The organism is Streptomyces rubellus, assembly GCF_036323805.1.
Lineage (GTDB): Bacteria > Actinomycetota > Actinomycetes > Streptomycetales > Streptomycetaceae > Streptomyces.
Map to the genome: position 1 here is coordinate 191,050 of NZ_JAZDCX010000009.1, position 23,884 is coordinate 214,933.

Below are 23,884 nucleotides of genomic sequence, written 5' to 3' on the forward strand. Positions count from 1 at the left end.
CTCCTTCGAAGAGTCCGTGGTGCGGACGTGCCCAGTGGGGGGAAAGTGAGCCGGTTCGGTTACGCGGTGGAGCGGTTGTCGGCGGCGCAGAAGTCGGCCAGGGGGGTGTCGCTGTACTCGCGGTACGTCAACCGGCCGGCGGGCCGATTACTGGCCGCGGCCGCCTATGCGGCACGTCTGGCGCCCAACCAGGTCACGCTGGTGAGCGCGGCGTTCACGTTCACCGGGATCGGGCTGATCGCCGTTCTGCCGCCGTCGCACGCCCTGGCGGCGGGGGTGTTCGCCGCGCTGGCGGTGGGTTTCGCCCTGGACTCGGCCGACGGGCAGCTCGCCCGGCTGACGGGGACGGGCAGCGCGGCCGGCGAGTGGCTGGACCATGTGGTGGACTGCGCGAAGATGCTGGCGCTCCACATGGCGGTGCTGGTCTCGTTCCACCGGCACTTCGGCTTCTCCGACCCGGTGTACCTGCTCATCCCCATCGCCTTCCAGTTCGCCGCCGTGCTGGTCTTCTTCGGCGGCATCCTCACCGAGCAGCTGAAACGGAGGGCGGAGCGGCCCGCCCCCGCGGCACCGCCCTCCACCCTCCGCTCGGTCGCCCTGCTGCCCGTGGACTACGGGGTGTTCTGCGCGGTGTTCCTCTCCCTCGGCGTCCGCGGGCTGTTCGTGGCGCTGTACTGCGTGCTGCTCGCCGCCCATGTGCTGTTCATGGCGGCGTTCCTGGTGAAGTGGTACCGCGAGCTGTCCGCCGTGGCCCGCTGACCCGCCCGCCGGCATGCCCCCGGAGCGGCCCCGGCTGCCGCCGCCTGTGCGGCGGCGGCAGCCGGGGCCGCTCCGGGCGGTCAGGCCGACTCCGTCGACTCCGCCGCCGGCCCGGCGGGGCCCGCGATCCCGTCCAGGGCCCTGCGCAGCAGGGTGCTGGAGGTGTGCACGGTGTAGGGGAAGTACACGACGTCGACCCCGACTCCCGCGAAGTCCCGCTCCAGCCGGTGCCCCTTCTCCGTGCCCCGCCAGTCGTCGCCCTTGAAGATGACGTCGAAGCGGACCTGCCGCCAGGTCTCCAGCTTGTCGGGCACCGTCTCCACGAACGCCGCGTCCACGAAGCGGATGCTGCGGACGATTTCCAGCCGTTCGGTGAGCGGGACGACCGGGGAGCGGCCCTTGGCCGCCCGGGCCATCTCGTCCGACACCACGCCGGCCACCAGGTAGTCGCACCGGCTCCTGGCGTGCCGCAGGATGTTGAGGTGCCCGATGTGGAATAAGTCGTAGACCCCGGGCGCGTAGCCCACTCGATGTGTCATCCGCTGTTCTCCTCGGCGTGCGGTCAGTTGCCGGCTGTCACGTACACGGGGCCGTTGCGGCCCGAGAGGTTGGTGCCGTCGGTGACCTCCAGCGAGTACCGGTGGGTCGCGCCGGGCTCCACGGTGTCGGTGAAGGTGATCGTGGGCCGGTCCCAGTGGCGCGACTCCGCCTCGACGGAGGCCAGATAGGTGCCGTCCCGGTGGATCCGGTAGGTCAGCGTGCCGTCGTCCCGGTCCCACGAGGCCCGCCAGCTGAGGGTGATCTCCCCCGGGGAGGCGCTGGTGCCGCTCAGGATCGGCACCTGCGGGGCCTCCGTGTCGGGGTGCTCCGCGAAGCGGGTCAGTCCCTGCTGCGGCCGGTCGTTGACGGTGGTGAACTCGCCGCCGGTCCACAGGATGCCCTCGGCCTCGGCCATGACCATGGCGCGCGGGCCGATCTGTTCGCCGATGCCGTCGTTGGTGTCCGGGAACCACGGCAGGATCGTCTCGTCGGCGATCGACTGGGCCAGCAGGTGCTGGCGGTTGTTGTGCTCCGGGAAGCCGCCCGGCGTCGACGAGCAGTTGTGCGCGTGTGAGCCGCTGTAGAGCACGCCCTTCCAGGGCACGACGGCCTGGGTGGCGCCCAGGCAGGTGTCCTTCCACAGCAGCTCGCCGTCGGAGAGCCGGCCCGTCGCGCGGCCGTCGAAGACCCCGCCGCCGGTGCCCTCGGCGCCGAGGTAGAAGTTCGTGCCGTCGTTGACGAGCGCCTTGACCGCGGAGCGGCGGGGGATCCAGCCGGTGAAGCGGTGGACGATCTCGCCGGTGGTCGCGTCCAGGCCGACCAGTCCGTGCACGCTGTTCAGGAGGCTGCCGTTCACCGAGGTGAACCGGCCGCCGATGATGACCTTGTTCAGCTGCGGGGCGACGGTGATGGCGTTGATGCCCGGGGTGGTGTCGTTGGGAATGGACGAGCCTTCGATCACGGCCCGGAAGGGCAGCAGGGTGCTGTCGCGGCGCAGGGCCGCGACGCGTTCCCGGGGCTGGCCCTGCACGGTGGAGAACTGGCCGCCGAGGTAGACCGTGGTGTCGGTGACGTCGATGGCCCGGACCGTCGAGGAGACGGTGGGCCGCCAGTCGTCGTCGATGGTGCAGTCGTCGGTGTCGAGGCCGGCGGTGTTGGAGCGCCCGACTCCCCCGGCGCTCCCGAAGGAGCCGCCGATGTAGAGGACCTCGCCGTCGGGCGAGGCCTTCAGGGCCCGGACCGTTCCGCTTCCCCCGGTGAAGGCCGGCGCACACGGCAGCGGCTGCCCGGTGTCGGCGTCGAACGCCGCGAAGTTCCTGCGGGGCAGCTCGCGTGAGTTGCCGGGGGAGGTACCGGGCGGCCGGATGTTGCCGAACGTGCCTCCCACGTAGACGACGCCCTTGACGTAGGCCAGCGCCCATACGATGCCGTCGGTCTGCCAGGTGCTCAGCGGATCGGCGGTGAGTGTGGTCTCGCCCGCCGCCTGGGCCGGTCCCGCGCCCAGGACCGTCGAGGCCAGGCCGAGTAAGGCGGCGGCGAGCAGGGTTCTGACGGGTCTTCTTCTGCGCATGGTTTCCCCCCTGGAAGCACATGGCGAGCACGGACGGGACGGGCTGGAGCCGTGTCCGCGGCGACCGGTGGACACGGGCGCCACACCGTGTTCACCGCGAGTTCCCCTTCCCGCCCTTGCGCAGCGCCCGGAAGAACTCCCCCGTCCCCAGCGGCACACGATAGCGCCAGACGGTGACGGTGAAAGCACAAACCGTCAAAGCCATGCCCAGGGACGCGGCCGGCACGGTGTCGCCACCGGCCAGCCGGACACCGAGCACGGCCGGGGCGACGGCCGCGAAGGCGACGGCGGCGGCGCACAGATAGCCGCGGTCGACCGTGCGGAAGCCCAGCCGGTGACGCACCAGCAGCGCCGACGCCACGTTGTCCACCACGATCGCCAGCCCCCAGGCGACGGCCGCGCCCGCCACCCCGTACCGCGGTACCAGCCAGATCCCGAGGCCGAGCTGGACGGCGAACCCGGCACCGGCGACCGCGAGGTTCCACACGCTGCGGCCGGCCATCAGGATGACGGTCTGCGCGTTGCCGACCCCGACGTTGACCGCGCAGGCCGCCGCCAGCACCACCAGTCCCGCGGCACCCTCGTCGAACCCCTCCCCGAACAGCGACAGCACGGTGCGGGGGAAGGCCGCCAGGTACACGAACAGCGGCCAGGAGAACAGCACGATCCAGCGGGTCGACAGCTGGTGCAGCCGCTCCGCCTCCGGCCGGCGGCCGCCCGCGAGCAGCCGGCTGAGCTGGGCGGCGACCGCCAGCCGGACGGCGAGCTGGAGCAGGGTGCCGGCGGTCACCAGCCGGCCGATCGCGGTGTAGACGCCGGCCTCGGCGCTGGTGCCCAGCGCCGACAGCAGGACCACCCCGATCCACACGGCGGCGATGTCGAAGACCGAGGACAGGGCGCGCGGTCCGGCGAAGGACCAGAACTCGCCCGGGGTGACCGGCGGCGTCCGCGGTGTACCCGGGTGCGCGGCACGCGCTCTGCGCAGCGCCAGCCAGGCCACCGCCGCGGCCGGCAGCGCGGGCGCCAGCCAGGCGGCGGACAGCGCCACCACACCCGGCGCCAGCAGCGCCACGGGCAGGGCGATCGCGACCCGCAGCACGGGCCTGCCGATCTGCTCCACCCCTACGAAGGGCACCACCGAGCCGTAGCCCCGGGTGGCCCCGAGCAGGACCAGCGACACGGTCGTCACCGGCAGGAAGACCGCGAACAGCCGCAGCACCAGTGCCGCCTGGCCGTCGGGCAGTCCGGGCAGCAGCCAGGCCGCCCACCCCGGTGCCAGCAGTACCGCCGCCGTGGCCGCCGCGGACGCGGCCAGGGCGGGCGGCACGGCGGTGCGCAGCAGGGCGGGCACCCCGGCTCCGCCGGTGAGTTCCAGGTCCCGGGAGACGAAGCGCACCAGCGCGGTGTCGGCGCCCAGCTTGCAGGCGTTGCTCACGATGGTGAACGCCGCGACACCGGCGAAGACCGCCCCGGCCCCGTGCGCGCCGAGCCCGCGGGTGACGACGGCGACCAGGGCGAACCCGAACAGCGCGTTCACCGCCGAGCCCGCGAAGCCGAACCAGCCCCCGCGCACCGTGGCGGCGCCCCCCCGGCCGGAGGGCGCGGTACCTTCCGCGGCACCGCTCCCGGCACCGTCCCCGGTACCGCCCGCGCCGTCGGCGGGGGCGGGGCGGACGCCGGTCATGCGCGCAGGGCGGTGTCGTCACCGGCCCGCGGCCGGGGCCCGTCCGGACCGGGCGCACCGGGCCCGGTGTCCGCCGGGACGGTGGCGGGCCCCCCGGGCTCCCCGGACTCCCCGGGCGCGCTGTACGGGGACGGCCCGGTGGCGGCGGGTCCGGGACTCCGGCGCGTCCGGCCCGGCAGCCGCTCCGCCAGGCGTACCGGCCACCGGCCCGGACGCCCGCCCACGGGCCGGGGACCGCCGCCCGGGTGCAGCACCGCGCCCACGACATGCCCTCCCACGGAGCCGATCAGCTCCCTTACCCGCTCCAGGTCCTCCCGGCGGGTGCGGTCCGGGACGCAGACCACCAGCACGCCGCGCACGGCACCGGCGACGGCCAGACCGTCCGCGTGGGACAGCAGCGGCCTGGTGAGGGCGACGGTGTACCGCTCTGCGGCCCGCCTCTCCCCGGCCCCTCCCCTCCTCTCGTCACCGCTCTCCCCACCGGCCCCGCCACCACGGCCGCCGTCGCCGCCGTCCGGGCCGGTCAGCAGCCGGGCGAGCTCCGGGGAGTTCAGCGCCCGGGTGGCGTCGGGGACCGCGCGTCCCGGGAGGAGTTCGAGGGTGCCGGCGGTGTCCGCGTCCACCGTCAGCCGCGTCCCGCCGGGCCAGTCCGCTCCGGACCGCTCACCGCCGCCGCGCACGGGCACCTTCCCGGCCACCTCCGGCGCGCGCGGATCGGCCTCGACCAGCAGGACGCCGCTGCCGGTCTCCGCCAGGGCGGCGGCGAGGTTGACCGCGGTGGAGACGGCCTCGGCGTGCTCCCGCGCGGAGACGACCAGCAGGCTGCCGGGCCGCGCCAGCCGCGGATGGCGCAGCACCCGGAAGGCGATCGCCCGGTACGCCTCGGCGCGGTCGCCGCCGCGCGCCGGGCCGACCTCCAGGGTCCCCGTGCTGCCCCGCCGCCGCGGCAGGGTGCCCAGCACCGGCGCGCCCAGCGCGTCGCGCGCCTCGGCGGCGGAGCGCACCCGGGGATCGAGCAGGGAGCGGAGCCAGGCGGCCACCAGCCCGCCGGCCAGCCCGACGACCGCCCCCACGGCGATCAGCGCCGCCGCCCCGGGGCCGGACGGCGCCCGGGGCACCTCCCCCTCGCGCACCACGTCCCCGGGCGAGGTGTCCAGGGACCGCAGGGCGCTGACGCGGCCCTGGAGATCGGCGATCCGGGCGCCCAGGGTCTCGCGCTCGGCCCGGGCGCTCTCCCGGGCCGCCGCCCCGTCCGCGTCCGCGATCCGCCGGTCCAGTTCGGTACGCCGGTCCAGCAGGGGCCCGAGTTCCTCGGAGAGCCCGGCGACGGTGCTCTCGACACGGCGTTCGACGGTCTCCTCCCGGTGGTCGAGGTAGGCCCGCACGAAGGCGTCGGCCCGTCGGGCGGCCGTGCGCGGCGAGTCCGCGGTGTAGGCGAACTCCAGCAGGTGCGTCTCGGGCGGGTTGCTCACCCGCAGACCGCGCCGGAGTTCCGCCGGGTCGGTCCGGCCGCCCAGGGCCTTCGCGGCCCGCGCGGCGACCGCCGCGCTGCCCGCGACCTGCCGCTCGGTGGCCATGCTGAGCTGCCGGTCCGCGGGTATCCCGCCGGTCTCCGGAAGGCCGGCGCCGACGGGCTGGACGACGACCTCGCCGGTGGCGGTGTACTCCGCCCCGCCGGCGGCGGAGAAGGCACCGCCGGCGAGGGCGCCCAGCAGCAGGCCGAGCACGATGGCGGCGCGGTGGCGGAAGAGCCGGCGCAACTGGTCGCGGAGCTGGTCGGGCTCGCGCGGGACGGGGTCGGTGTGGCTCACGTGCGTGCTTCTCCCGTGGACGGAGGTGAGGGGGCGGTGTGCCATGCGGCGGACACCGGCACCCGTGGGGGCGCGGGCGGCTCGTGCGCCGCCGGTGGTGCGGAGCCGGCCGAGGCCCCGGCGCGGCCCCCGGCGAACTCGCCGCCGGGCGGCGGGGCGGGCCGGCGGCGGCGCGCTCCGGCGGTGACGAGCAGGGGCACGGCGATCAGCAGGGACAGCGGGCCCATGACGAACATGAGGCTGCCGCGCAGCAGGATGAGCTGGTAGAAGCCGAACGCGGGCACGGCCAGTGCCGCCAGGGTGCCGCCGTGCTCCCGCAGCCGGTCGCGGATGCCGTCGATCCGCCGGCTCACCGCCCCGAGGAGGGCGAAGAAGGCGACGACGCCGGGGAATCCGGCCCACATGTAGGTCTCGATCCACAGCGGCGCGGAGAGGTTCTCGAAGGAGTAGCCCGCGTGCCGGGCCAGCAGGACCCCGCTGTCCTCGGGTTTGTCGGGCCACACCGCGCGCGGCACGAAGAACAGCGGCGGCCCCGGCGCGTCACCGGGCGAGTGGCCGTTCTCCCGTACGTGGTCCAGTCCGGTGGCGATCTGCTGGAAGGCGTCGTAGTCGCCGTTGGAGGTGAACTGCTCGGCCAGCGAGACGACCTCGACCGGCCTGCGCTTGTCGTGGCGGAAGTAGTCGCCGTACGGGAAGACGGTGAGCACCGCGACGGTGACGGCCACCGCGCCGATCCGGAAGGCGCGCGGCCGGCGCAGCAGGGAGGTGCCGAACAGGATGGTCAGCAGTACCGTGCCGGCCCAGAAGCGCGGCTGGCTGACGGGGTTGTTCACCACCGCGTTCAGCGCGAGGAGGACCGGCAGGAGGATCCACCGCAGCCCGCGCAGGGTCCGGTCGCCGCCCCTGGCGCGGGGCACGTACAGCAGCGCGACCAGCGCCCAGAACGCCGGGACCGACAGGCTCCACGCCGCCAGTGCCTGGTCGGCGGCGGCACCCGGCACGCTCTGCGCCGCCGCCTCGTTGACGGCCTGGCGGCTCTGGAAGAACACCGCCAGGCCTCCCTGGGCGGGCACCAGGACGGCGGCCAGCAGCAGCGCGAGCCCGCACAGCAGCAGGACCCGTAAGGGCGTCACCCGGCGGGCGAGCAGCGGCTCCAGGACACCGGGGGCGCCGGGGGTGGCGTCCGGCCGCCGGCCGGCCAGGGCCGCGCCGGCGCTGTAGGCGAGCAGCCCCGCCTCCACCACGGCCGCCGCGCCGAAGGCGGTGCCGGGGTCGACGGCGAAACCCCACGGGTAGGTCTCGGTGGCGACCATGGCCAGCGCCGCCAGGCCCAGCCAGACATAGCAGAAGAGCCAGAAGCCGAAGGCCACCACCCGTACCCGGGGGTCGGTCAGCACCCGGGCCAGCGCCGTCCCTGTGTGGGCGACGACCACGCACTGCAGGGCGAGCGCGGCGCCGGGGCGCACCTCCTGCCCGTACAGCACCAGCGCGGGCAGCAGCAGGACGAGCACCACGGTCCACAGGCACAGCACGGGCAGGCTGCGCCGTTCCGCGCGCCGCGGGGGTCCGCCGCCGCGGGCCGGTTCCCTGTCGGGCATGGCCGGTTCTCCTCCCCCCGTCCGCCGGCCGGTCCCACAATCCGTGGGGCCGCGGCGGGCGGGGCCGTGTTCTGACGCCGTCTCCCGTCCGGCATCCCGCCCGATCCGGCACCGCGCCGGGCCGCGGACGCCTAGGATGACCGCTATTTCGGAGGGGGAACGGCAGTGCTGGACTCTTTCACGGGCCGCCGGGTGCTCGTGGTCTCGACCAACTACGCGCCGGAGCACGCCGGGATCGGCCCGTACTCGACGCAGATCGCCGAACAGCTGGCCGCCTCGGGCGCCGACACGCATGTGCTCGCCGGGATGCCCCACTACCCGGCGTGGCGTGTGCACGAGGACTACCGGGGCAGATGGCGGCTGCGCGAGACCCGGCAGGGGGTCACCGTCCACCGCCGCCGCCATACGGTACCGGCCCGTCAGACCGCCGTGCGACGGGGGCTGTTCGAGGCGAGCATCCTGGCGCACGGGCTGCTGGCACCGCCGCGCGTCCGCCCGGACGTGGTGCTCAGCCAGCTGCCCTCGCTGGCCGGGGGCGTGCTCGGCGCCCGGCTCGCGCGGCGCGCGGGTGTGCCGCACGTGGTGGTCGTCCAGGACCTGATGGGCGCGGCGGCCGGGCAGAGCGGGATGAGCGGCGCCGGCCGGTTCGCCGCCCCGGCCGGGGGCGTGGAGGCCCGGGTGCTGCGCTCGGCCGCGCTGGTCGGGGTGGTGCACGAGTCGTTCACGGACCGGGTGGCGGCGATGGGCGTGCCGCGCGAGCGGGTGCGGGTGGTGCCCAACTGGACGCATGTGCGCGCCCCGAGCGGCGACCGCGCCAAGACCCGGGCCCGGATGGGCTGGACCGACGACACCACGGTGGTGCTGCACTCCGGGAACATGGGGCTCAAGCAGGGGCTGGAGGTCCTGGTGGAGACCGCCCGGCTCGCCGACGCCGAGAACCGCGGCGGGAACGGGAGCGAGGTGCGGATCGTGCTGATGGGCGACGGCCACCAGCGCGAACGGCTGCTGGGGCTGGCCGAGGGGGTGCGGTCGCTGACCTTCCTGCCGCCCGCCGGCGACGGGGAGTTCCCCGAGATCCTGGCCGCCGCGGACGTGCTGGCCGTCACCCAGAAGGCGTCGGTGCTGGACATGAGCCTGCCCTCCAAGCTGACCTCGTACTTCACCGCGGGCAGGCCGGTTCTCGCCTCGGTGGCCGCCGCCAGCGGCACCGCCCGGGAGGTGGAGCGCTCGGGAGGCGGGGTGCTGGTGCCCCCGGAGGACCCGCGGGCACTGCTGGCCGCGGTCCGCTCGCTGGCCGGCGACCCGGAGCGCTGCGCGGAGCTGGGCGAGCGGGGCCGGGCGTACGCCGAGCGGCGGCTGGGCCGGCGGGCCGGGCTGGACCGCGTCACGGGGCTGCTGCGGGAGGCGCTGGCCGGCGGCTGACGGGCCGCGGCGCGGCGGGCCGGGAGGCGGCGCGGGCCGCCGCCGGCCCGCCGCGTCCGCCGTCCCGTCCACCGCCGCGGCCACGTGCCTCATCCCGCTCCGGGCCGGACCGCGGACCGGTACAGCCCCTCCAGCCGGTCGGCCACGGAGACGATCGAGAACTCCTCCGCCACCGCGGTCCGCCCCGCCTCCGCGGTGCGCTCCCACAGCGGGCGGTCCTCCAGCAGCCGCAGCACCGCGTCGGCCAGTTGCTCCGGGGACCCGTCGGTGACCTGGGCGGCCCCGCGCCGTTCCAGCCCGGCGGCGACACCGCAGCTGCGCGTGCAGACCACGGGAGTGCCCGCGGCCAGTGCCTCCAGCACGCTCATCGGGAACGGCTCGTCGACGCTGGGCAGGACGTACACGGTGGCGCGGGCCAGGCGCCGCACCGCGTCGGCGTGACCGAGCGGCCCGCCGTACTCCACCACCCCCGCCAGCCCCTCGCTCCCGATCAGCGCGCGCACCCGCTCCAGGCAGCCCTCGTCCGCGCCGTGCAGGACGAAGGAGACCTCGGGGTGCTTGCGGTGCACCAGCGCCGCCATGCGCACGAAGGCCTCGGGCCGCTTGCGCGGGTGCAGCCGGGCGAGGTAGAGCACCTCGGCCGCCGCCCGCCCGTTTCCCCGCCCGTCCCGCCCGCCGCCGTCCGCCCGCCCGGGGGCCACCCCGTTGGGCAGCCGGACCAGGGCCGGACCGGACGGCCCCAGCACCCGCCGCAGTCCGGTCTCCTCCTCCTCGGTCAGCACCAGCGCGGCGCGCGCCCGGCGCAGCAGCGGCACGTAGCAGCTGTCGAAGAGCCGGGCCACGGCCGAGCGGCGGGGCTGGACCATCCCGTGCGTCTGCACCACGAAGGGCCGGCGGCGCAGTACGGCGACGGCGAGCGCGGCCAGCGAGACCAGATCGCGCCCGGCATGGACGTGCAGCACGTCGGCCCGGCCCGCCCGGCACCACAAGGTGAGTGCCAGCAGGGGGTGGAACAGCCCCAGGAACCCCTGACCGGGCACCAGGGCGCGGGCCCGGTGGGCGCGCAGCGGGACGCCGTCCGCGGTGCGCGGCACCGGACCGGTGCCGCGCCACAGCGACAGCAGCTCGGCACCGTGCCCGCGGGCGGCCAGCTCGGCCAGCTGGCCGGTGGCCACGCTCACCGGGCCGCCGTAGGCGCCGTCGTCGCCGACCAGGGTCACCACGTGGACGACTCTCACCGGCTGCCTCCGGCGGTGTGCACGGCCCCCGGGGGCAGATCGCGGTGGGCGACCGCCCCGGCCCCGACCACGGCGCCCGCGCCGACGGTGACCCCGCGCAGGACGAGGGCGCGGGCGGCCACCCAGGAGCCGCGCTCCAGACGGATCGGGGCGTTGTCGTACTCGAAGGTGGGCGAGGTGCGCAGATGGCTGCCGGTGCACAGCACCGCCTCCTGGGAGACGCACACGTCGTGCTCGATCGTGACCGGTTCCAGGTTGATCAGCCAGGCGCCCTCGCCGATCCACACGTCGTCGCCCACCGTCAGCTTCCAGGGCCAGTGCACCCGCACCCGGTGCCTGATGAGGACCCGCTCCCCCACCCGCGCGCCGAAGGCCCGCAGCAGCGCGGGCCGCCAGCGCGCGGGGAACCACCACTTGACGAACAGCACGTTGAGCGCGGCGAACCAGGCGGCCTGCGTCAGCAGGCCGCGCTGCTTGTCGTAGCCGGCGCCGGTGAAGCCGCGCAGCCGGCGCTCCGCGGGCGGGGCGGTCACCGGTCCACCCTCACCCGGCGGCCGGACAGCTCGGCCTCCAGGAGCCGGACGTCGGCCTCGACCATGATCCGGGCCAGCTCGTCGTAGTGCGTACTCGGGGCCCAGCCCAGGAGCCTGCGGGCCTTGGAGGCGTCCCCTATCAGGGCGTCCACCTCGGTGGGGCGCTCGTACTTGGGGTCGTAGCGGACATGCCGCTCCCAGTCCAGGCCGGCGGTGCCGAAGGCGGTCCGCAGGAAGTCGCGGACGGTCGCGGCCCGGCCGGTGGCGACCACGTAGTCGTCCGGCTCGTCACGCTGGAGCATCCGCCACATGACCTCGACGTACTCGGGCGCGTAGCCCCAGTCGCGGACGGCGTCGAGGTTGCCCATGTACAGGTGCTCCTGCAGGCCGGCCTGGATGCGGGCGACGGCGCGGGTGATCTTGCGGGTGACGAAGGTCTCGCCGCGGCGCGGGCTCTCGTGGTTGAACAGGACGCCGTTCACCGCGTACAGGCCGTAGGCCTCGCGGTAGTTGACGGTGCACCAGTACGCCATGACCTTGGCGCAGCCGTACGGGCTGCGCGGGTGGAAGGGCGTGGACTCGTTCTGCGGCGGCGGGGTGGCGCCGAACATCTCGGAGGACGACGCCTGGTACACCCGGGTGCGCACCCCGCTGGCGCGGATGGCCTCCAGCAGCCGTAAGGCGCCCAGGCCGGTCACGTCGCCGGTGTACAGCGGGGTGTCGAAGGAGACTCGCACATGGGACTGCGCCCCGAGGTTGTAGACCTCGTCCGGCCGCACGTCGCGCAGCAGGTTGACCAGCGCCACCCCGTCGGACAGGTCGACGTGGTGCAGGACCAGCCGCCGCCGCGGGGTCTGCGGGTCCTCGTAGATGTGGTCGATGCGCTCGGTGTTGAAGCTGGACGAGCGTCTCATCAGGCCGTGCACGGTGTAGCCCTTGCTCAGCAGCAGTTCGGCCAGATAGGAGCCGTCCTGTCCGGTGATGCCCGTGATCACAGCGGTGCGCGACATGTGCTTCCTCTGCTGGGGGTTTCGGGTGGAGGGCCACCCGGCGGGACGTCCGGCCGGGCGGTCGCCGGGCGGTTTCCGGCGGCAGCAACTACTCATATTTCATGGCTTGTACGACAGGTGCGGTCCGTCCCTGGCAGAATCCGCGCCATGGATGATCTGCTGCCTCCGCCCGCCCGTGTCTTCGTCGCGGGGCACCGCGGCCTGGTCGGCTCCGCCGTGGCCCGGCACCTGTCCCGCGGCGGCTACGAGGTGCTCACCCGCACCCGCACCGAGCTCGACCTGCGCGACGGCGCCGCCACCGCCGCGTACCTGCGCGAGGCCCGGCCCGACGCCGTGGTGCTGGCCGCCGCGAAGGTGGGCGGGATCATGGCGAACAGCACGTATCCCGTCCCGTTCCTGGAGGACAACCTCCGCATCCAGCTCTCGGTGGTCTCCGGTGCCCACGCCGCCGGGGTGCGGCGGCTGCTGTTCCTCGGCTCCAGTTGCATCTACCCCCGGCACGCCGCGCAGCCGATCACCGAGGACGCCCTGCTGACCGGCCCGCTGGAGCCGACGAACCGGGCCTACGCGCTCGCCAAGATCGCCGGAATCGTCCAGATCCAGTCCTACCGGCAGCAGTTCGGCGCCTCCTTCGTCTCGGCGATGCCGACCAACCTCTACGGTCCGGGCGACAACTTCGACCCCGAGACCTCGCATGTCCTGCCCGCCCTGATCCGCCGCTTCCACGAGGCACGGGAGCAGGGGCTGGCGGAGGTCGTGCTGTGGGGCACCGGCACCCCGCGCCGCGAGTTCCTGCACGTGGCCGACCTGGCCGCGGCCTGCGAGGTGCTGCTGCGCCGCTACGACGGCGACGAGCCCGTCAACGTCGGCTGCGGCGAGGACCTCACCATCCGCGAACTGGCCGAACTGGTGGCCTCGGTGGTGGGGTACGGCGGCCGGATCGCCTTCGACCCGGCCCGGCCCGACGGCACCCCGCGCAAACTGCTGGACACCGGCCGTATACGAGCGCTGGGCTGGTCCCCCTCGATCGGCCTCGCCGAGGGCGTCGCCGCGACCTACCGGGCCTGGCGGGGCGCCCCGGAACCGGTGTGAGGTCCGCCCCGGGCTCCGGACCGGTCCGGAGCCCGGGGCGTCAGTAGGCTCCACGGCCGCTCACCACGGCCCGGAACGTACGGGCCAGGACGTCGATGTCCCGGGCGTAGGACCAGTTGTCCACATAGCTCAGATCGAGCGCGACGGTCTCGTCCCACGACAGGTCCGACCGCCCGCTGACCTGCCATAATCCGGTGATACCGGGCTTGACGGCGAGCCGGCGCAGCGCGGTGTCGTCGTACTGCTCCACCTCGTCCGGGAGCGGCGGGCGCGGCCCCACCAGCGACATGTGGCCGGCCAGCACGTTGTACAGCTGCGGCAGCTCGTCCAGGGAGTAACGGCGCAGGAACCGGCCCAGCGGCGTGACCCGGGGGTCCCGCTCCAGCTTGAACATCGCGCCGTCGTGCTCGTTCGGCACCTCCTTCTCCCGGCGCATCCGGTCGGCGTCGTTCACCATCGTGCGGAACTTCCACATCCGGAACGGCACCCGGCCGCGGCCGACGCGGACGTGCCGGTAGAGCACCGGCCCCGGGGAGGACAGCCGTACCGCCACCGCCACCGTCAGCAGGAGGGGCGCCAGCAGCACGGACAGCAGCAGCGCCCCCACCACGTCGGTGGCCCGCTTCAGCAGTGCCGGCAGCCCGTGGCGCGCCGCCGGGGCGACGTGCAGCACGGTCAGCCCCGCGGCCCCGGCCAGCCGCACCCGGTGCCGCGAGACGTCGAACAGGCCCGGGAGGACCGCCAGCTCCAGGCCGTTGCCGTGGAGCGCCCAGGCCAGCCGCCGCAACCAGTCCCCGGAGATCCGCCCGCCCGGGGCGACGAAGACCAGCTCGGCGTCGAGCTCCGTCGCGCACCGCAGGACGGTGTCGGCGTCCTTTCCGCCTCCCGGATCGCCGGGGAGCCGGACGGACGCGGGCAGCCCGGTGTCGGCGGCCCCGTCCCCGGTCACGCAACTGCCCACCACCAGGTACTGGTTGTCGGTGCGGGCGGCCAGCCGTGCCAGGATGCCGTCGACGGCCGTCGCCTCGCCCACCACCAGCACCCGCCGCAGCCCCCGGGCGTTGCGCCGCCGGGCCAGGGTGCGCCGGAACACCAGTCTGCGGTGGGCGGCGGTCAGCACCAGGCACGGCAGGAGCGCGAGCAGCCATCTCGCGACCGGGACCTCGATCCGCGCCGCGACACACACCGCGGCGAGCACACCCAGCATCACCAGCCAGTCCCGGACGACCGGCAGTACCGCGCCGCTCTCGCCCAGCGAACCGGCGGCGTAGCGTTTCCGCAGCGCCGCGGTCAGCGGCCAGGCCGCGCCGATCAGCGTCCCCGTCCACAGCGGATGCGGCAGATTCGCCATCGCGCACAGCGCACCGGCCGGCACGGCGGCGCCCAGCAGGTCCACCGCCAGCATCACCGGCAGGCGCCGGTCCGCCCCCGGTCTCCTCTTTCTCCCCCGCTCGCGCACCCGGACGCGGAACGGCTCGGCTAAGTCCGCGGGTGACTCGATGACCCGCGATCCGGCAGCTTCGGACAATCCCCTGCCCCCCTACTGTTCGGCGGTGCGCCCCTTCCTCCCCACTCGGCCGACGACACTGTCGGCTTTGCAGTCGTCTCCGTACCGAGAGTGAAGACTAGAACACGTTTGCCGATTTTGGCTGCCGTTCACCCAAGCTGCGGCCACTTGCGACGCGCGGTTCACACAAGACACGTGAAGCGCCAGTGAACATTTGGTCAGGTTTCCGTCCGCAACCGTTGAAGACCCGGTGGCGGCACTCCCGCTCCACAGACGCCCACCGCGGCGCGCCGAAGCCGGCCGCCCACCTCCGCCACCGGCCGTCACACCGTCGACCTGCGGGTTCGGCGGGGCTTCACGCCGCCGAAACTGTCTCAAACACATACGCCGCCCCCGTGGCAGTCGGCGGGGGGCGCCTAGGCGGTTCCGTACACCTCGCCGCCCGGCTGAAGCCGGGCGGTTCCCGCGGTGGTGTCCGCGAGCCAGGCGCGGAAGGCATCGAGCCCGCTCTCGGGCAGCGCCAGCTCGATGGTGACCTCGGCGCCGTAGCGCACCTCCCGTACCTCCCGGCCACCGGTGCGCAGTTCGTTCTCCACACGCCCCGCCCGCTGGTGGTCCACCGTGACGGTGACCAGCCGCATCCGCCGCCGGGTGACGGTGCCCAGCGCGTCGAGGGCCGCGCCGACCGCGCCGCCGTAGGCACGGATCAGCCCGCCCGCGCCCAGTTTCACCCCGCCGAAGTAGCGGGTGACGACCGCGGCCGCGTAGCGCACCTCGCGGCGCAGCAGCATCTGGAGCATGGGGGCGCCCGCCGTGCCGCCGGGCTCACCGTCGTCGCTCGCCCGCTGCACCCCCGCGTCGGCGCCGATGACGTAGGCCCAGCAGTTGTGGGTGGCGTCCGCGTGCCCGGCGCGCACCCGCGCGACGAACGCCTGCGCCTCCTCCTCGGTGGCGGCCGGGGCGAGCGTGCAGATGAAACGCGACCGGTTGACCTCGGTCTCGTGCACACCCTCGCCGGCGACCGTCACATACTGCTCCCGCATCCGGCCCAGCCTAGGCCGTGCGCCCGGGAATGGCCCGGCAGGGCCGCCGGTTGAGCCGGACATGTACGGAGACGCAGAGACAGTCCGCAGGATCCTGACCGCCACCGGCGACACCTGGGCGGTGGTCGGCCTGTCCTCCAACCGGAACCGGGCGGCCTACGGCGTGGCCCAGGTCCTCCAGCGCTTCGGCAAACGGATCGTGCCCGTCCACCCGAAGGCGGAGACGGTCCACGGCGAGCAGGGTTACGCCTCGCTGTCGGAGATCCCCTTCCCGGTGGACGTGGTGGACGTGTTCGTCAACTCCGAGGCGGCGGGCGGCATCGCGGACGAGGCGGTGGAGATCGGGGCCAAGGCGGTCTGGTTCCAGCTCGGCGTGGTCGACGAGACGGCCTGGGAGCGCGTCCGCGCGGCCGGTCTGGACATGGTGATGGACCGCTGCCCGGCAATCGAACTTAAGTCACTACGTTAGCGGACCGCCGGACCGAGGGGCACCGCCGGCGCGGTGCCCCTGACTTGGCACCTGGCACCTGGCCGGTCAGGGTGACGCAAGGGGCTGTACGGCCTCCTGCAGCCGACCGGGACCCCAGCCCAGCAGCGCGAAGGCGAACGTGGACCGGAGGGACATGCCAGGGCAACGTCGGCAGGCGGCGGGGGTGCCGTGGTTGCGGAACCATATTGTGTTCAATAATATCTGAACATTCGATACGATCAGTTCATGCAGATCGGACCGGTCGACCTCGCTTTCGATCCCGGACTCGTCGCCGCCATCGCCGTGCTGGCGGTCGCGTGCGACGTATTCCTGCCGTTCCTGCCCAGCGGCAGCCTGGTGATCGCCGCTTCGCTGCTCTTTCTGGGACAGGGAACCGTCCCCCTGGTGCTCCTGCTGCTCACCGTGGCAGCGGCTTCCTTCCTCGGCGACTTCCTGCTTGTCGCCCTCGCCCGCCGCGGCTCCTCCCGGACGGAGGACCTTCTCGCCCGGCACGCCTCGGTGGACTCTGCCGCGCGGTGGTTCCGGCGCGCGGTGGGCGAGCGGCTCGGGAGCGCCGCCCTGGCCGCGCGTTTCGTCCCGGCCGGTCGCACCGTGCTCGGTATGGCACTCGGCACGGACCCGGACCTTCGGGTGCGCTACCTGCGCTGGTCGGCGGTGGGTGGCCTGGTGTGGGCCGGATATCTCGTCGGGCTCGCCACCGTCAACGGCCTCTGGTTCGAGACCCGGTGGGCCGGCTTCGCCGTGTCGTCGGCTGCCGCGATCGCCATCAGCACGTGCCTGGCGCGTGCCGTGCGCCGGTGGACCGACGCCCCAGCCGACGCCTCGGGAGGTCATCGCCTGCCGTCCCCGGCGGACCCCGGATGGGCCGACCGGTCGGCTGCGGCACCGGGCGCACACGGAAAGCGGCCCTGGAGCCACGGCAGGTCCGTCCCGTGCGCCGCTCCACGGAACAGCGTGCCGAGGGGCCGTCCCGCTGTTCCGTGGAGCGGCGCACGGCGGGTCGCCTCCCCGGCCGTTGCCGCCGCCGAGTACCTCGCCGCACCCACCGGGTCACCGGGCAGGGCACCATCGGAGGCGATCCGCCCCGCACCGGGGCCACCGGTCACCGCGCGGCGCGTACCGGCCGGGATCGCATCACTCAGCCGAGGCAGACTCCCCCGTGCCGGGGCCGCTCCGCGGGGAGTTCGGCGGCGGGTTCCCGCACTCTCGCGGCGGCTGAGCGGTCCGGGCGGTGACCCGGCTTGGTGGTGCCGGGCTCCGCGACCGCCAAGACGCGATCGGCCGGGTGCGCGACTCCGTCGGCCTCTGCCGTGCCCGACGTCGCCACCTCCTTCACCGGACACCGCACCCTCCCGGACGACATGACGACGTCTGGTACACCTTCGGCGCGGATGCACCGGACCGGAGGCTGATCATGCGGCGTGTCGGAGCCGACCCCCGGCCGCTTCCGGGGTCGTGCACAGCCGCGGCACGCCGCGGCGCCAGGCGGCGTACGTGCCTGCCGCCGGAGAGGACCGAGCCGGCCGTGCCCACTCCCGTGCGTGTCTGGTCCGACGTGATACGTCGCTCCGGCTCGGGACGGTGCGGGGCGACGGCAGCCGGGAGTCCCGCCCCGGAGCGCGGTGCGGAACGGGAACCGTCACGACAGGACGGGAGCCGCTCGCGCTCCGGCCACGGGCGCCCGGACCGAGCCGGTGTCGCTCTCGTTTCCCTCCGTCCCCGGCTCCAGGATCTCGGGCAGCTCGTCCCCGGGCTTCCCGGACCGGGGCGGGAGGCGTTCTCCCTGTCCCTCGTTCCCCTCACCGGCTGTGGAGGGACGGAGCACCGGCGTCCTGCCCTCCGTACGCCCCGGACCAGTCCCTCAGCCGTCTTCGTCCTCCCCTCGAAACATGAGCCTGACCTGCGTGGACGACAGTTCACCGTCCTTCCTCCGCACTACGCCTGCCGATTCCTTCACAAAATCCTCCGGGCCTGCTTGCAAGGCTTTGCCGAATCGCTTCCCCTGCCTTCCCATAGCCTGCCCACTGCTTTTCGCGGCGCAGTCGATGCTGAAGTACAGGTCCATGGACGGGAGGAGGGACGCGTGGGGAAGGTTTATTTCGACGGCACGCACCGCGTGCGGCATCCGGAGGAGACCTGGGCCATCATCGACGTGACCAGAGAACGGCTCATCCGTCAGGCGCCGCGGTCCGTGCTCTGGGCCCCCTGCTCCTCCTCCCACCGCTTCCACAGCAGCGGCATCTCCCTGGCCAGCCACGCGTAGAAGTCGTGCATCGTCAGCAACCTCTCCTTGCGCCGCTCCGGAGCGCCTTCGAGGATCCGCAGACCCTGCTCCGTGATGTCGACGAATGACTGGTAGTGCTCGGCCTGGCTCTTGGCCAGGGCCGGCCACACACCTTCCTTGATCCGGTAGTAGTCGCGGCGCTCGCCGGGGCGGGAGATCTTCTCGACCATTCCGCTGGGTACCAGGAATCGGGTCGCGGCGCTGACCGAGCCCTTGCTGGCCTGCAGCACCTCGACCAGATCCCCGGCCGTCTGCTCCGCCGGATCACAGATGAGCAGCCAGGCGAGAACCCGCCCCGCCATACGGAACAGCCCCTGCCGCTCAAGGCTGATCGCGGCCTCCTCGACAAAAGCGAGTTCCTCCTCGGTGGCAGCTGCTCTGCCTCGTGCAACCTGTTCCATTAGTTCAGCATACCTCGAACATGGGAAACTCCCCGGTCCAGCGCCCGCAGGCACTCCCACCCCGACCCTGCGCCTCGCCTTGCGCAGCCCTTAGGGATTGTCCGTATTTTTCTGATATTTGTCTGATATCAGGCTTTCATTGCAATTCGTACGGTTATGGCGAGTGCGGCAGTCCGTCAACTCCGCTCCAAAGGGCCTCGCGTGTCTCGCCTACCCGCCCTGTTCACCGTCCCGCCGCCGAGTGCCCTGGCGAAGCGGCTCGGCACCTACCTGGCCGGCCGCGTCGTCTTCACCGCCGGAGCGACGCTGTTCATCCACTTGGACCTCGGCACCGATCCACTGGACGTCCTCGCACTGGGCATCAAGGAACACGTCGCGGTCACCATCGGCGTCGCGCAGGCAGCCATCGCCGCGGTGTGCATCGCGGTGTGGTCCCTGTGGAACCGGCACCGGCCGGTCGCGGCTCCGTTCGCGGCCTTCTCCCTGTGCGCCTACGACTCGGCCCTGGTCATCATGAGCGGCATCGGCATGCGCGCCACGGACCTCATCGCCACCTCCATGACCCGTCACTGGAAGTGGCCGTTCCGGGTGTCCAAGCCGGCATCGAAACCGTGCTGCTCGGTCCCGGCTTCCTCCTCGGGCGCTCCGCCGGCGTCGGCACGCCGTGCCTCCTCGTCTTCGTCGACGGGCTGATCCAGCCCTTCACGGCTCTCAACCGGCGGGTTCTGCGCCTGACCAACCACGGCCCGCCCGAACCGGCGGAGCCCAGTACGGCGAGCGCGTCCACCTGACCTTCCGATGGCGGGAACGGGAAACACCGGCCCGCACCCGCCCCGGACAGTTCGGCGCTCCCGGGGGCTTGCCGCACATCCGGGGTCGCGGCATCGCGACGGACTGCGGCAAATCTCGGAGAACTCTTCGCGAGAACTCTCCCATCACCACCACAGAGAACAGAAAAGCGGAATGTAAGAAAAACTGCAGATCATTGCCAACCCACCGAATCCGCGCTGGTCAAGCCATCAGAAAACTTCAAAAAAGAAACCAGAAGCCTTACCGGAGCACCTGTGGAGCCGCTCCCGGAAGCCTTGACCCGCACATCTTCACTTCAATACTTGAGGGCATGACCGAAAAGATTGCGGGCGCCATACCGGAGCGCTCCACCCTCACCGAGGCCGAGAAGTCCTTCGTTCACAGGATCGCCGAGCACTACCACATCACCGACGGGATGGAGTGGGAGCGCGGCTATGTCATCGGCTGGATGATCATCAACTACCCGGCGAAGCAGAGTGCCAACGAGATCGCCAAGACGCTGGGCATCCCCCGCGAGCCGGTGGACTGGATCGCCGACCTGCTCATCCCGCCGGGCGTGTACACCCGTGAGGAGATCCCCGGTACCGACGACTACTACATCACGCTCAACGACAGCGCATGGCCGAACGCCGTGGAGCACTCCTTCCGCCGGATCCCCGAGTTCCACGCGGCCGTCCAGCACGGCCTCGAGGTGCTCAAGGACCAGCCGGAGGAGCGCCTGGAGCGTCTGAAGCGCATGGAGACGCTGTACGGCGTCATCTCGCACAAGCTCGAAGGCGTCTTCGACGTCTTCGACGCACACCGCAACTCAGCGCCCGCCTGATCCGGCCCCCATCCGTCCGGCGTCCCCGGGCCCGCCCCCGGGGACGCCCGTCCACCGCCGGCCACGTCTTCAGGGCCACGGCCGCACCCGCGCCGGGCCCGGAGAGCACCGAGGGACCATGACCAGGGAATCCCACGTCACGTTGAGCAGGACCGACGTGCACCTGTGGCTCGCGTCCTCCGCAGGGCCGGATGGCGAGCCCCGCCGACTGCGCGAGCACGAGTCGCTCCTCTCCCCCGAGGAACGGAACCGGGCCGACCAGTTCTACTTCGCCCAGGACCGCGCTCAGTTCGTCGTGGCACGGTCGCTGCTGCGGCGCTGCCTGTCCGAGTACGCCGACATCACACCGGACGAATGGGAATTCGAGTTCAACGAGTTCGGCAAGCCGGCCGTCCACCACCGGCTGGGCGTCGATCTCGACTTCAATCTGTCGCACTCGCAGGGAATGTGCCTCCTCGGCATCACCCGGGAGCGTCCCATCGGGGTGGACGTCGAGAAGCGCGACGCACGCATCTCTCTGCCCGACCTGATCCACCGGGTGATGTCCGAGCCGGAGATGGAGGAACTGCGCCGCCTGCCCGCACGTGCCTGGAGGAGCCGGTTCCTGGACGTATGGGTCTTCAAGGAGGCCTACGCCAAGGCACGCGGGCAGGGAATCTCGCTGCCGCTGCACGACATCTCCTTCCTCTTCCCCGACGGCCGCAGTCCGCAGCTCGTCCTCAAGCCCTCCCTGGCGGACCGGCCCGACCACTGGGTCTATGACTTCGTCAAGGTTCCGGCCGACTTCCACGCCGCTGTGTGCATCGGCCGCCGACGCGGCGAGGAACCGCGGTTCGTGCTGCACGAACCCGGCCACCCCTGACACCGCGTGCTCCACCGTTCACACGCCTTCCCCCTGCGAGCGCGGGAGGGCCGTCACCCACCCATGCCTTGGAGGACTTCCGTGCTCTCGCGCGACGGTACGTCAGGTACACGGATCACAGCCCTGCCACTCGGCTCGGGCCTGCGGCCAGAGGATCTCGGCAGTGCCGGTTTCCGCGCCGACCACGGCGTCGCCTACGCCTACGCCTCGGGCTCGATGTACAAGGCCATCGCGTCCGTGGAGCTGGTCGTCCGGATGGGACGCGCCGGGCTCCTGGGCTACTTCGGCGCCGGCGGTCTCGGCGAGAACGAACTCGACGCGTCGCTGCGCCGCATCCGTGCCGAACTCGGCGACCACCGCGCCTTCGGCGTCAACCTGCTGTCCTCCCGCCCGGAGCGCGAGGAGCGCACGGTCGACGCACTTCTCGCGCACGGCGTACGGCGCGTCGAGGCCGCGTCGTTCGTGCAGATCACCCCAGCCCTCGTCCGCTACCGCCTGTCAGGAGCGCACCGCGCGCCCGACGGCACCGTGCGCACCCCGAACCGGGTCATGGCCAAGGTTTCGCGTCAGGAGGTGGCGGAGGCGTTCCTGGCCCCGCCTCCGGCCGGGATCGTCCATGCCCTCGCCGACGCCGGCCGCATCACTCCGCAGGAGGCCGGACTCGCCCCGTCCATCACCATGTGCGACGACCTGTGCGCCGAGGCCGACTCGGGCGGGCACACCGATCAGCGGCCGATGACCGCCCTGCTGCCGGCCATGCTGACCCTGCGCGACCGGGCGGCCATGACACACGCACCGGCCGGGCGGGTACGGATCGGGGCGGCGGGCGGGATCGGCACTCCCGAGGCGGCGGCCGCCGCGTTCGTCATGGGCGCCGGCTTCGTGCTGACCGGCAGCATCAACCAGTGCACCGCGGAGGCGGGCACCTCGGACACCGCGAAGGACCTTCTGCAACGCGCCCAGGTGCAGGACACCGCACTGGTCCCGGCCGGTGACATGTTCGAGATGGGCACCAAGGCCCAGGTCCTGCGGCGGGGGCTGTTCTTCCCGGCACGCGCCAACAAGCTGTACGAACTGTGGCTCCGGCACGGTTCGCTGGACGAGCTCGACCCCGACACCGCCGACAACGTACAGCGCCGGATCCTCGGCCGCACCTTCGAGGAGGTGTGGCAGGAGGTCAGGGCCCGCTACGCGGCCACCCGCCCGGCGATCGTCGAGCGTGCCGAGCAGGACCCCAAGCGCCGGATGGCCCTGGTCTTCACCTGGTACTTCGCGAAAGCCACCCGGGTCGCGCTGGAGGGCGACACGGACCATCGGGTCGACTTCCAGATCCCGTGCGGCCCGGCGCTCGGTGCCCTCAACGAGCGGCTGCGCGGAACGCCCCGGGAGCACTGGCGCAACCGCCACCCCGACGATCTCGCCCGACTGATCATGACCGGCGCCGCGGAGCTGCTCTCCCGCGTCGCCCGCCTCACCTCCTCGTCCCAGCCCTTCGCCGCGGCCTAGTGCCCCTACGCCCCTTGGAGACCCGGACATGACGCTCATCCATGTGTTCCCCGGCCAGGGCTCGCATCGCCCGGGAATCGGCCGGGAGCTGTTCCTGAAGTTCCCCCACCTGGTCCGCCAGGCCGACTCGGTGCTCGACCGGTCGATCACGGACCTGTGCCTGAACGCCTCCGCCCGGGAGCTGACCGACACCCGGAACACGCAGACCGCCATGTACGTCGTGAACGCCCTCTCCTATCTGGAGGCCGTCCGGGAGACGGGCCGTGTGCCGGACGCCGTCGCCGGGCACAGCCTCGGCGAGTACGTGGCGCTGTTCGCGGCCGGTACCTTCGACTTCCTCACCGGCCTGGAGATCGTCGTACGGCGCGGCGAACTGATGGCGCAGGCACCCGAGGGCGGCATGGCCGCGATCATGGGGGTCGACGCGGACCGGATCCGCGAAATCCTCACCGAGCGGGCGCCCACGGTGGACGTCGCCAATCTCAACGCCCCGGGCCAGACCGTCGTCTCCGGGCCCCGGGACGACATCGCCGGGCTCCGGGACGTCTTCGGCGAGGAGGCGAAGGCCGTCGTGCCGCTGAACGTGGGCGGAGCCTTCCACTCCCGCTACATGGCCGACGCCGCCGCCGAGTTCGGCACCTTCCTGGCGCAGTACCGGCTGGCGTCACCGCGCATCGACGTCATCTCGAACGTGACGGCACGGCCGTACGCCACGGACGACCCCGCCGACCTGCTGATCCGCCAGATCGCGTCGCCGGTGCGCTGGGCCGAGAGCGTCGAGCACCTGCTGGACCGCCCGGAGCCGGAGTTCCGCGAGATCGGCCCCGGCCAGGTGCTGACCGGTCTCGTCGCGCAGATCAGGACCCACCGGCGGGCGCTGTCCTCCACCGCATGAACCCCA

At 73.1% G+C, this 23,884-nt stretch carries 22 protein-coding genes; 9 read left to right on the forward strand and 13 right to left on the reverse strand.

Annotated features, from left to right (window positions below; genetic code table 11):
* Positions 1 to 45 precede the first annotated feature (45 nt).
* Entirely contained in the window at positions 46 to 759 is a 714-nt protein-coding gene (locus V1L54_RS13195; RefSeq protein ID WP_330118161.1) for a CDP-alcohol phosphatidyltransferase family protein, read from the forward strand.
* Between the two features lie 80 nt (positions 760 to 839).
* Here the strand turns inward: V1L54_RS13195 and V1L54_RS13200 are convergent, their stop codons facing one another.
* The 5 genes from V1L54_RS13200 to V1L54_RS13220 form a co-directional block, all read right to left on the reverse strand.
* Positions 840 to 1,298, reverse strand: coding sequence for an FAD synthase family protein (locus tag V1L54_RS13200; RefSeq protein ID WP_330118162.1), 459 nt, complete (start codon positions 1,296 to 1,298; stop codon positions 840 to 842).
* Positions 1,299 to 1,321: 23 nt separating this feature from the next.
* Entirely contained in the window at positions 1,322 to 2,869 is a 1,548-nt protein-coding gene (locus V1L54_RS13205) for a fibronectin type III domain-containing protein (protein WP_330118163.1), read from the reverse strand.
* A 91-nt stretch (positions 2,870 to 2,960) separates the two neighbouring features.
* Positions 2,961 to 4,553, reverse strand: a complete 1,593-nt coding sequence (locus V1L54_RS13210) for a lipopolysaccharide biosynthesis protein (protein ID WP_330118164.1) — start codon at positions 4,551 to 4,553, stop codon at positions 2,961 to 2,963.
* Positions 4,550 to 6,364 carry a lipopolysaccharide biosynthesis protein gene (locus tag V1L54_RS13215; RefSeq protein WP_330118165.1) on the reverse strand — a complete coding sequence of 605 codons (1,815 nt, stop codon included), beginning with the start codon at positions 6,362 to 6,364 and terminating at the stop codon, positions 4,550 to 4,552. Before V1L54_RS13215 ends, V1L54_RS13210 begins: the two co-directional genes overlap by 4 nt.
* Entirely contained in the window at positions 6,361 to 7,962 is a 1,602-nt protein-coding gene (locus tag V1L54_RS13220) for a hypothetical protein (protein WP_330118166.1), read from the reverse strand. Before V1L54_RS13220 ends, V1L54_RS13215 begins: the two co-directional genes overlap by 4 nt.
* A gap of 168 nt (positions 7,963 to 8,130) precedes the next feature.
* Between V1L54_RS13220 and V1L54_RS13225 the strand changes: the two genes are divergently transcribed.
* A complete protein-coding gene (locus V1L54_RS13225; protein WP_330118208.1) occupies positions 8,131 to 9,384 on the forward strand; it encodes a glycosyltransferase in 1,254 nt (417 codons plus the stop codon).
* An 89-nt stretch (positions 9,385 to 9,473) separates the two neighbouring features.
* Here V1L54_RS13225 and V1L54_RS13230 read toward each other — a convergent pair whose 3' ends face one another.
* The 3 genes from V1L54_RS13230 to gmd are packed head-to-tail and all read right to left on the reverse strand — an operon-like array spanning position 9,474 to position 12,165.
* Positions 9,474 to 10,622 carry a glycosyltransferase gene (locus V1L54_RS13230; RefSeq protein ID WP_330118167.1) on the reverse strand — a complete coding sequence of 383 codons (1,149 nt, stop codon included), beginning with the start codon at positions 10,620 to 10,622 and terminating at the stop codon, positions 9,474 to 9,476.
* Entirely contained in the window at positions 10,619 to 11,155 is a 537-nt protein-coding gene (locus tag V1L54_RS13235) for an LbetaH domain-containing protein (protein ID WP_330118168.1), read from the reverse strand. Before V1L54_RS13235 ends, V1L54_RS13230 begins: the two co-directional genes overlap by 4 nt.
* A complete protein-coding gene (gene gmd, locus V1L54_RS13240) occupies positions 11,152 to 12,165 on the reverse strand; it encodes a GDP-mannose 4,6-dehydratase (protein ID WP_330118169.1) in 1,014 nt (337 codons plus the stop codon). The genes V1L54_RS13235 and gmd overlap by 4 nt, the downstream gene beginning before the upstream one ends.
* A gap of 147 nt (positions 12,166 to 12,312) precedes the next feature.
* Between gmd and V1L54_RS13245 the strand changes: the two genes are divergently transcribed.
* A complete protein-coding gene (locus V1L54_RS13245) occupies positions 12,313 to 13,257 on the forward strand; it encodes a GDP-L-fucose synthase family protein (RefSeq protein WP_330118170.1) in 945 nt (314 codons plus the stop codon).
* Between the two features lie 40 nt (positions 13,258 to 13,297).
* Here V1L54_RS13245 and V1L54_RS13250 read toward each other — a convergent pair whose 3' ends face one another.
* Both V1L54_RS13250 and V1L54_RS13255 read right to left on the reverse strand, forming a co-directional pair.
* Positions 13,298 to 14,662, reverse strand: coding sequence for a sugar transferase (locus V1L54_RS13250; RefSeq protein ID WP_330118171.1), 1,365 nt, complete (start codon positions 14,660 to 14,662; stop codon positions 13,298 to 13,300).
* 518 nt (positions 14,663 to 15,180) lie between these two features.
* Positions 15,181 to 15,807, reverse strand: a complete 627-nt coding sequence (locus V1L54_RS13255) for a YigZ family protein (RefSeq protein WP_330118172.1) — start codon at positions 15,805 to 15,807, stop codon at positions 15,181 to 15,183.
* Between the two features lie 61 nt (positions 15,808 to 15,868).
* Between V1L54_RS13255 and V1L54_RS13260 the strand changes: the two genes are divergently transcribed.
* Entirely contained in the window at positions 15,869 to 16,276 is a 408-nt protein-coding gene (locus V1L54_RS13260) for a CoA-binding protein (protein ID WP_330118173.1), read from the forward strand.
* 66 nt (positions 16,277 to 16,342) lie between these two features.
* Here the strand turns inward: V1L54_RS13260 and V1L54_RS13265 are convergent, their stop codons facing one another.
* The 3 genes from V1L54_RS13265 to V1L54_RS13275 form a co-directional block, all read right to left on the reverse strand.
* The gene (locus V1L54_RS13265; RefSeq protein ID WP_330118174.1) at positions 16,343 to 16,789 is read right to left on the reverse strand and encodes a hypothetical protein; all 447 of its coding nucleotides are present in this window, start codon (positions 16,787 to 16,789) and stop codon (positions 16,343 to 16,345) included.
* Positions 16,790 to 18,158: 1,369 nt separating this feature from the next.
* Positions 18,159 to 18,362 carry a hypothetical protein gene (locus tag V1L54_RS13270; protein ID WP_330118175.1) on the reverse strand — a complete coding sequence of 68 codons (204 nt, stop codon included), beginning with the start codon at positions 18,360 to 18,362 and terminating at the stop codon, positions 18,159 to 18,161.
* Between the two features lie 110 nt (positions 18,363 to 18,472).
* The gene (locus V1L54_RS13275) at positions 18,473 to 18,982 is read right to left on the reverse strand and encodes a GbsR/MarR family transcriptional regulator (protein WP_330118176.1); all 510 of its coding nucleotides are present in this window, start codon (positions 18,980 to 18,982) and stop codon (positions 18,473 to 18,475) included.
* 201 nt (positions 18,983 to 19,183) lie between these two features.
* On the opposite strand from V1L54_RS13275, the gene V1L54_RS13280 reads away from it, so the two are divergent.
* The 5 genes from V1L54_RS13280 (at position 19,184) to fabD (ending at position 23,878) form a co-directional block, all read left to right on the forward strand.
* Positions 19,184 to 19,675, forward strand: coding sequence for a DUF6198 family protein (locus V1L54_RS13280; RefSeq protein WP_330118177.1), 492 nt, complete (start codon positions 19,184 to 19,186; stop codon positions 19,673 to 19,675).
* A 427-nt stretch (positions 19,676 to 20,102) separates the two neighbouring features.
* Entirely contained in the window at positions 20,103 to 20,615 is a 513-nt protein-coding gene (locus tag V1L54_RS13285; protein ID WP_330118178.1) for a hypothetical protein, read from the forward strand.
* A 118-nt stretch (positions 20,616 to 20,733) separates the two neighbouring features.
* Positions 20,734 to 21,477, forward strand: coding sequence for a 4'-phosphopantetheinyl transferase family protein (locus V1L54_RS13290; protein ID WP_330118179.1), 744 nt, complete (start codon positions 20,734 to 20,736; stop codon positions 21,475 to 21,477).
* 81 nt (positions 21,478 to 21,558) lie between these two features.
* A complete protein-coding gene (locus V1L54_RS13295) occupies positions 21,559 to 22,983 on the forward strand; it encodes a PfaD family polyunsaturated fatty acid/polyketide biosynthesis protein (RefSeq protein WP_330118180.1) in 1,425 nt (474 codons plus the stop codon).
* 28 nt (positions 22,984 to 23,011) lie between these two features.
* A complete protein-coding gene (gene fabD / locus V1L54_RS13300; protein ID WP_330118181.1) occupies positions 23,012 to 23,878 on the forward strand; it encodes an ACP S-malonyltransferase in 867 nt (288 codons plus the stop codon).
* Positions 23,879 to 23,884 lie beyond the last annotated feature (6 nt).

What these genes read in the sequence shown, in the direction of transcription:
- V1L54_RS13200 (WP_330118162.1), bottom strand. Translation starts at nt 1,298, where the DNA reads ATGACACATCGAGTGGGCTACGCGCCCGGGGTCTACGACTTATTCCAC.
- V1L54_RS13205 (WP_330118163.1), bottom strand. Translation starts at nt 2,869, where the DNA reads ATGCGCAGAAGAAGACCCGTCAGAACCCTGCTCGCCGCCGCCTTACTC.
- V1L54_RS13210 (WP_330118164.1), bottom strand. Translation starts at nt 4,553, where the DNA reads ATGACCGGCGTCCGCCCCGCCCCCGCCGACGGCGCGGGCGGTACCGGG.
- V1L54_RS13220 (WP_330118166.1), bottom strand. Translation starts at nt 7,962, where the DNA reads ATGCCCGACAGGGAACCGGCCCGCGGCGGCGGACCCCCGCGGCGCGCG.
- gmd (WP_330118169.1), bottom strand. Translation starts at nt 12,165, where the DNA reads ATGTCGCGCACCGCTGTGATCACGGGCATCACCGGACAGGACGGCTCC.
- V1L54_RS13245 (WP_330118170.1), top strand. Translation starts at nt 12,313, where the DNA reads ATGGATGATCTGCTGCCTCCGCCCGCCCGTGTCTTCGTCGCGGGGCAC.
- V1L54_RS13250 (WP_330118171.1), bottom strand. Translation starts at nt 14,662, where the DNA reads ATGCTGGCGGTGGACCTGCTGGGCGCCGCCGTGCCGGCCGGTGCGCTG.
- V1L54_RS13255 (WP_330118172.1), bottom strand. Translation starts at nt 15,807, where the DNA reads ATGCGGGAGCAGTATGTGACGGTCGCCGGCGAGGGTGTGCACGAGACC.
- V1L54_RS13260 (WP_330118173.1), top strand. Translation starts at nt 15,869, where the DNA reads ATGTACGGAGACGCAGAGACAGTCCGCAGGATCCTGACCGCCACCGGC.
- V1L54_RS13270 (WP_330118175.1), bottom strand. Translation starts at nt 18,362, where the DNA reads ATGGACCTGTACTTCAGCATCGACTGCGCCGCGAAAAGCAGTGGGCAG.
- V1L54_RS13275 (WP_330118176.1), bottom strand. Translation starts at nt 18,982, where the DNA reads ATGGAACAGGTTGCACGAGGCAGAGCAGCTGCCACCGAGGAGGAACTC.
- V1L54_RS13285 (WP_330118178.1), top strand. Translation starts at nt 20,103, where the DNA reads ATGACCGAAAAGATTGCGGGCGCCATACCGGAGCGCTCCACCCTCACC.
- V1L54_RS13290 (WP_330118179.1), top strand. Translation starts at nt 20,734, where the DNA reads ATGACCAGGGAATCCCACGTCACGTTGAGCAGGACCGACGTGCACCTG.
- fabD (WP_330118181.1), top strand. Translation starts at nt 23,012, where the DNA reads ATGACGCTCATCCATGTGTTCCCCGGCCAGGGCTCGCATCGCCCGGGA.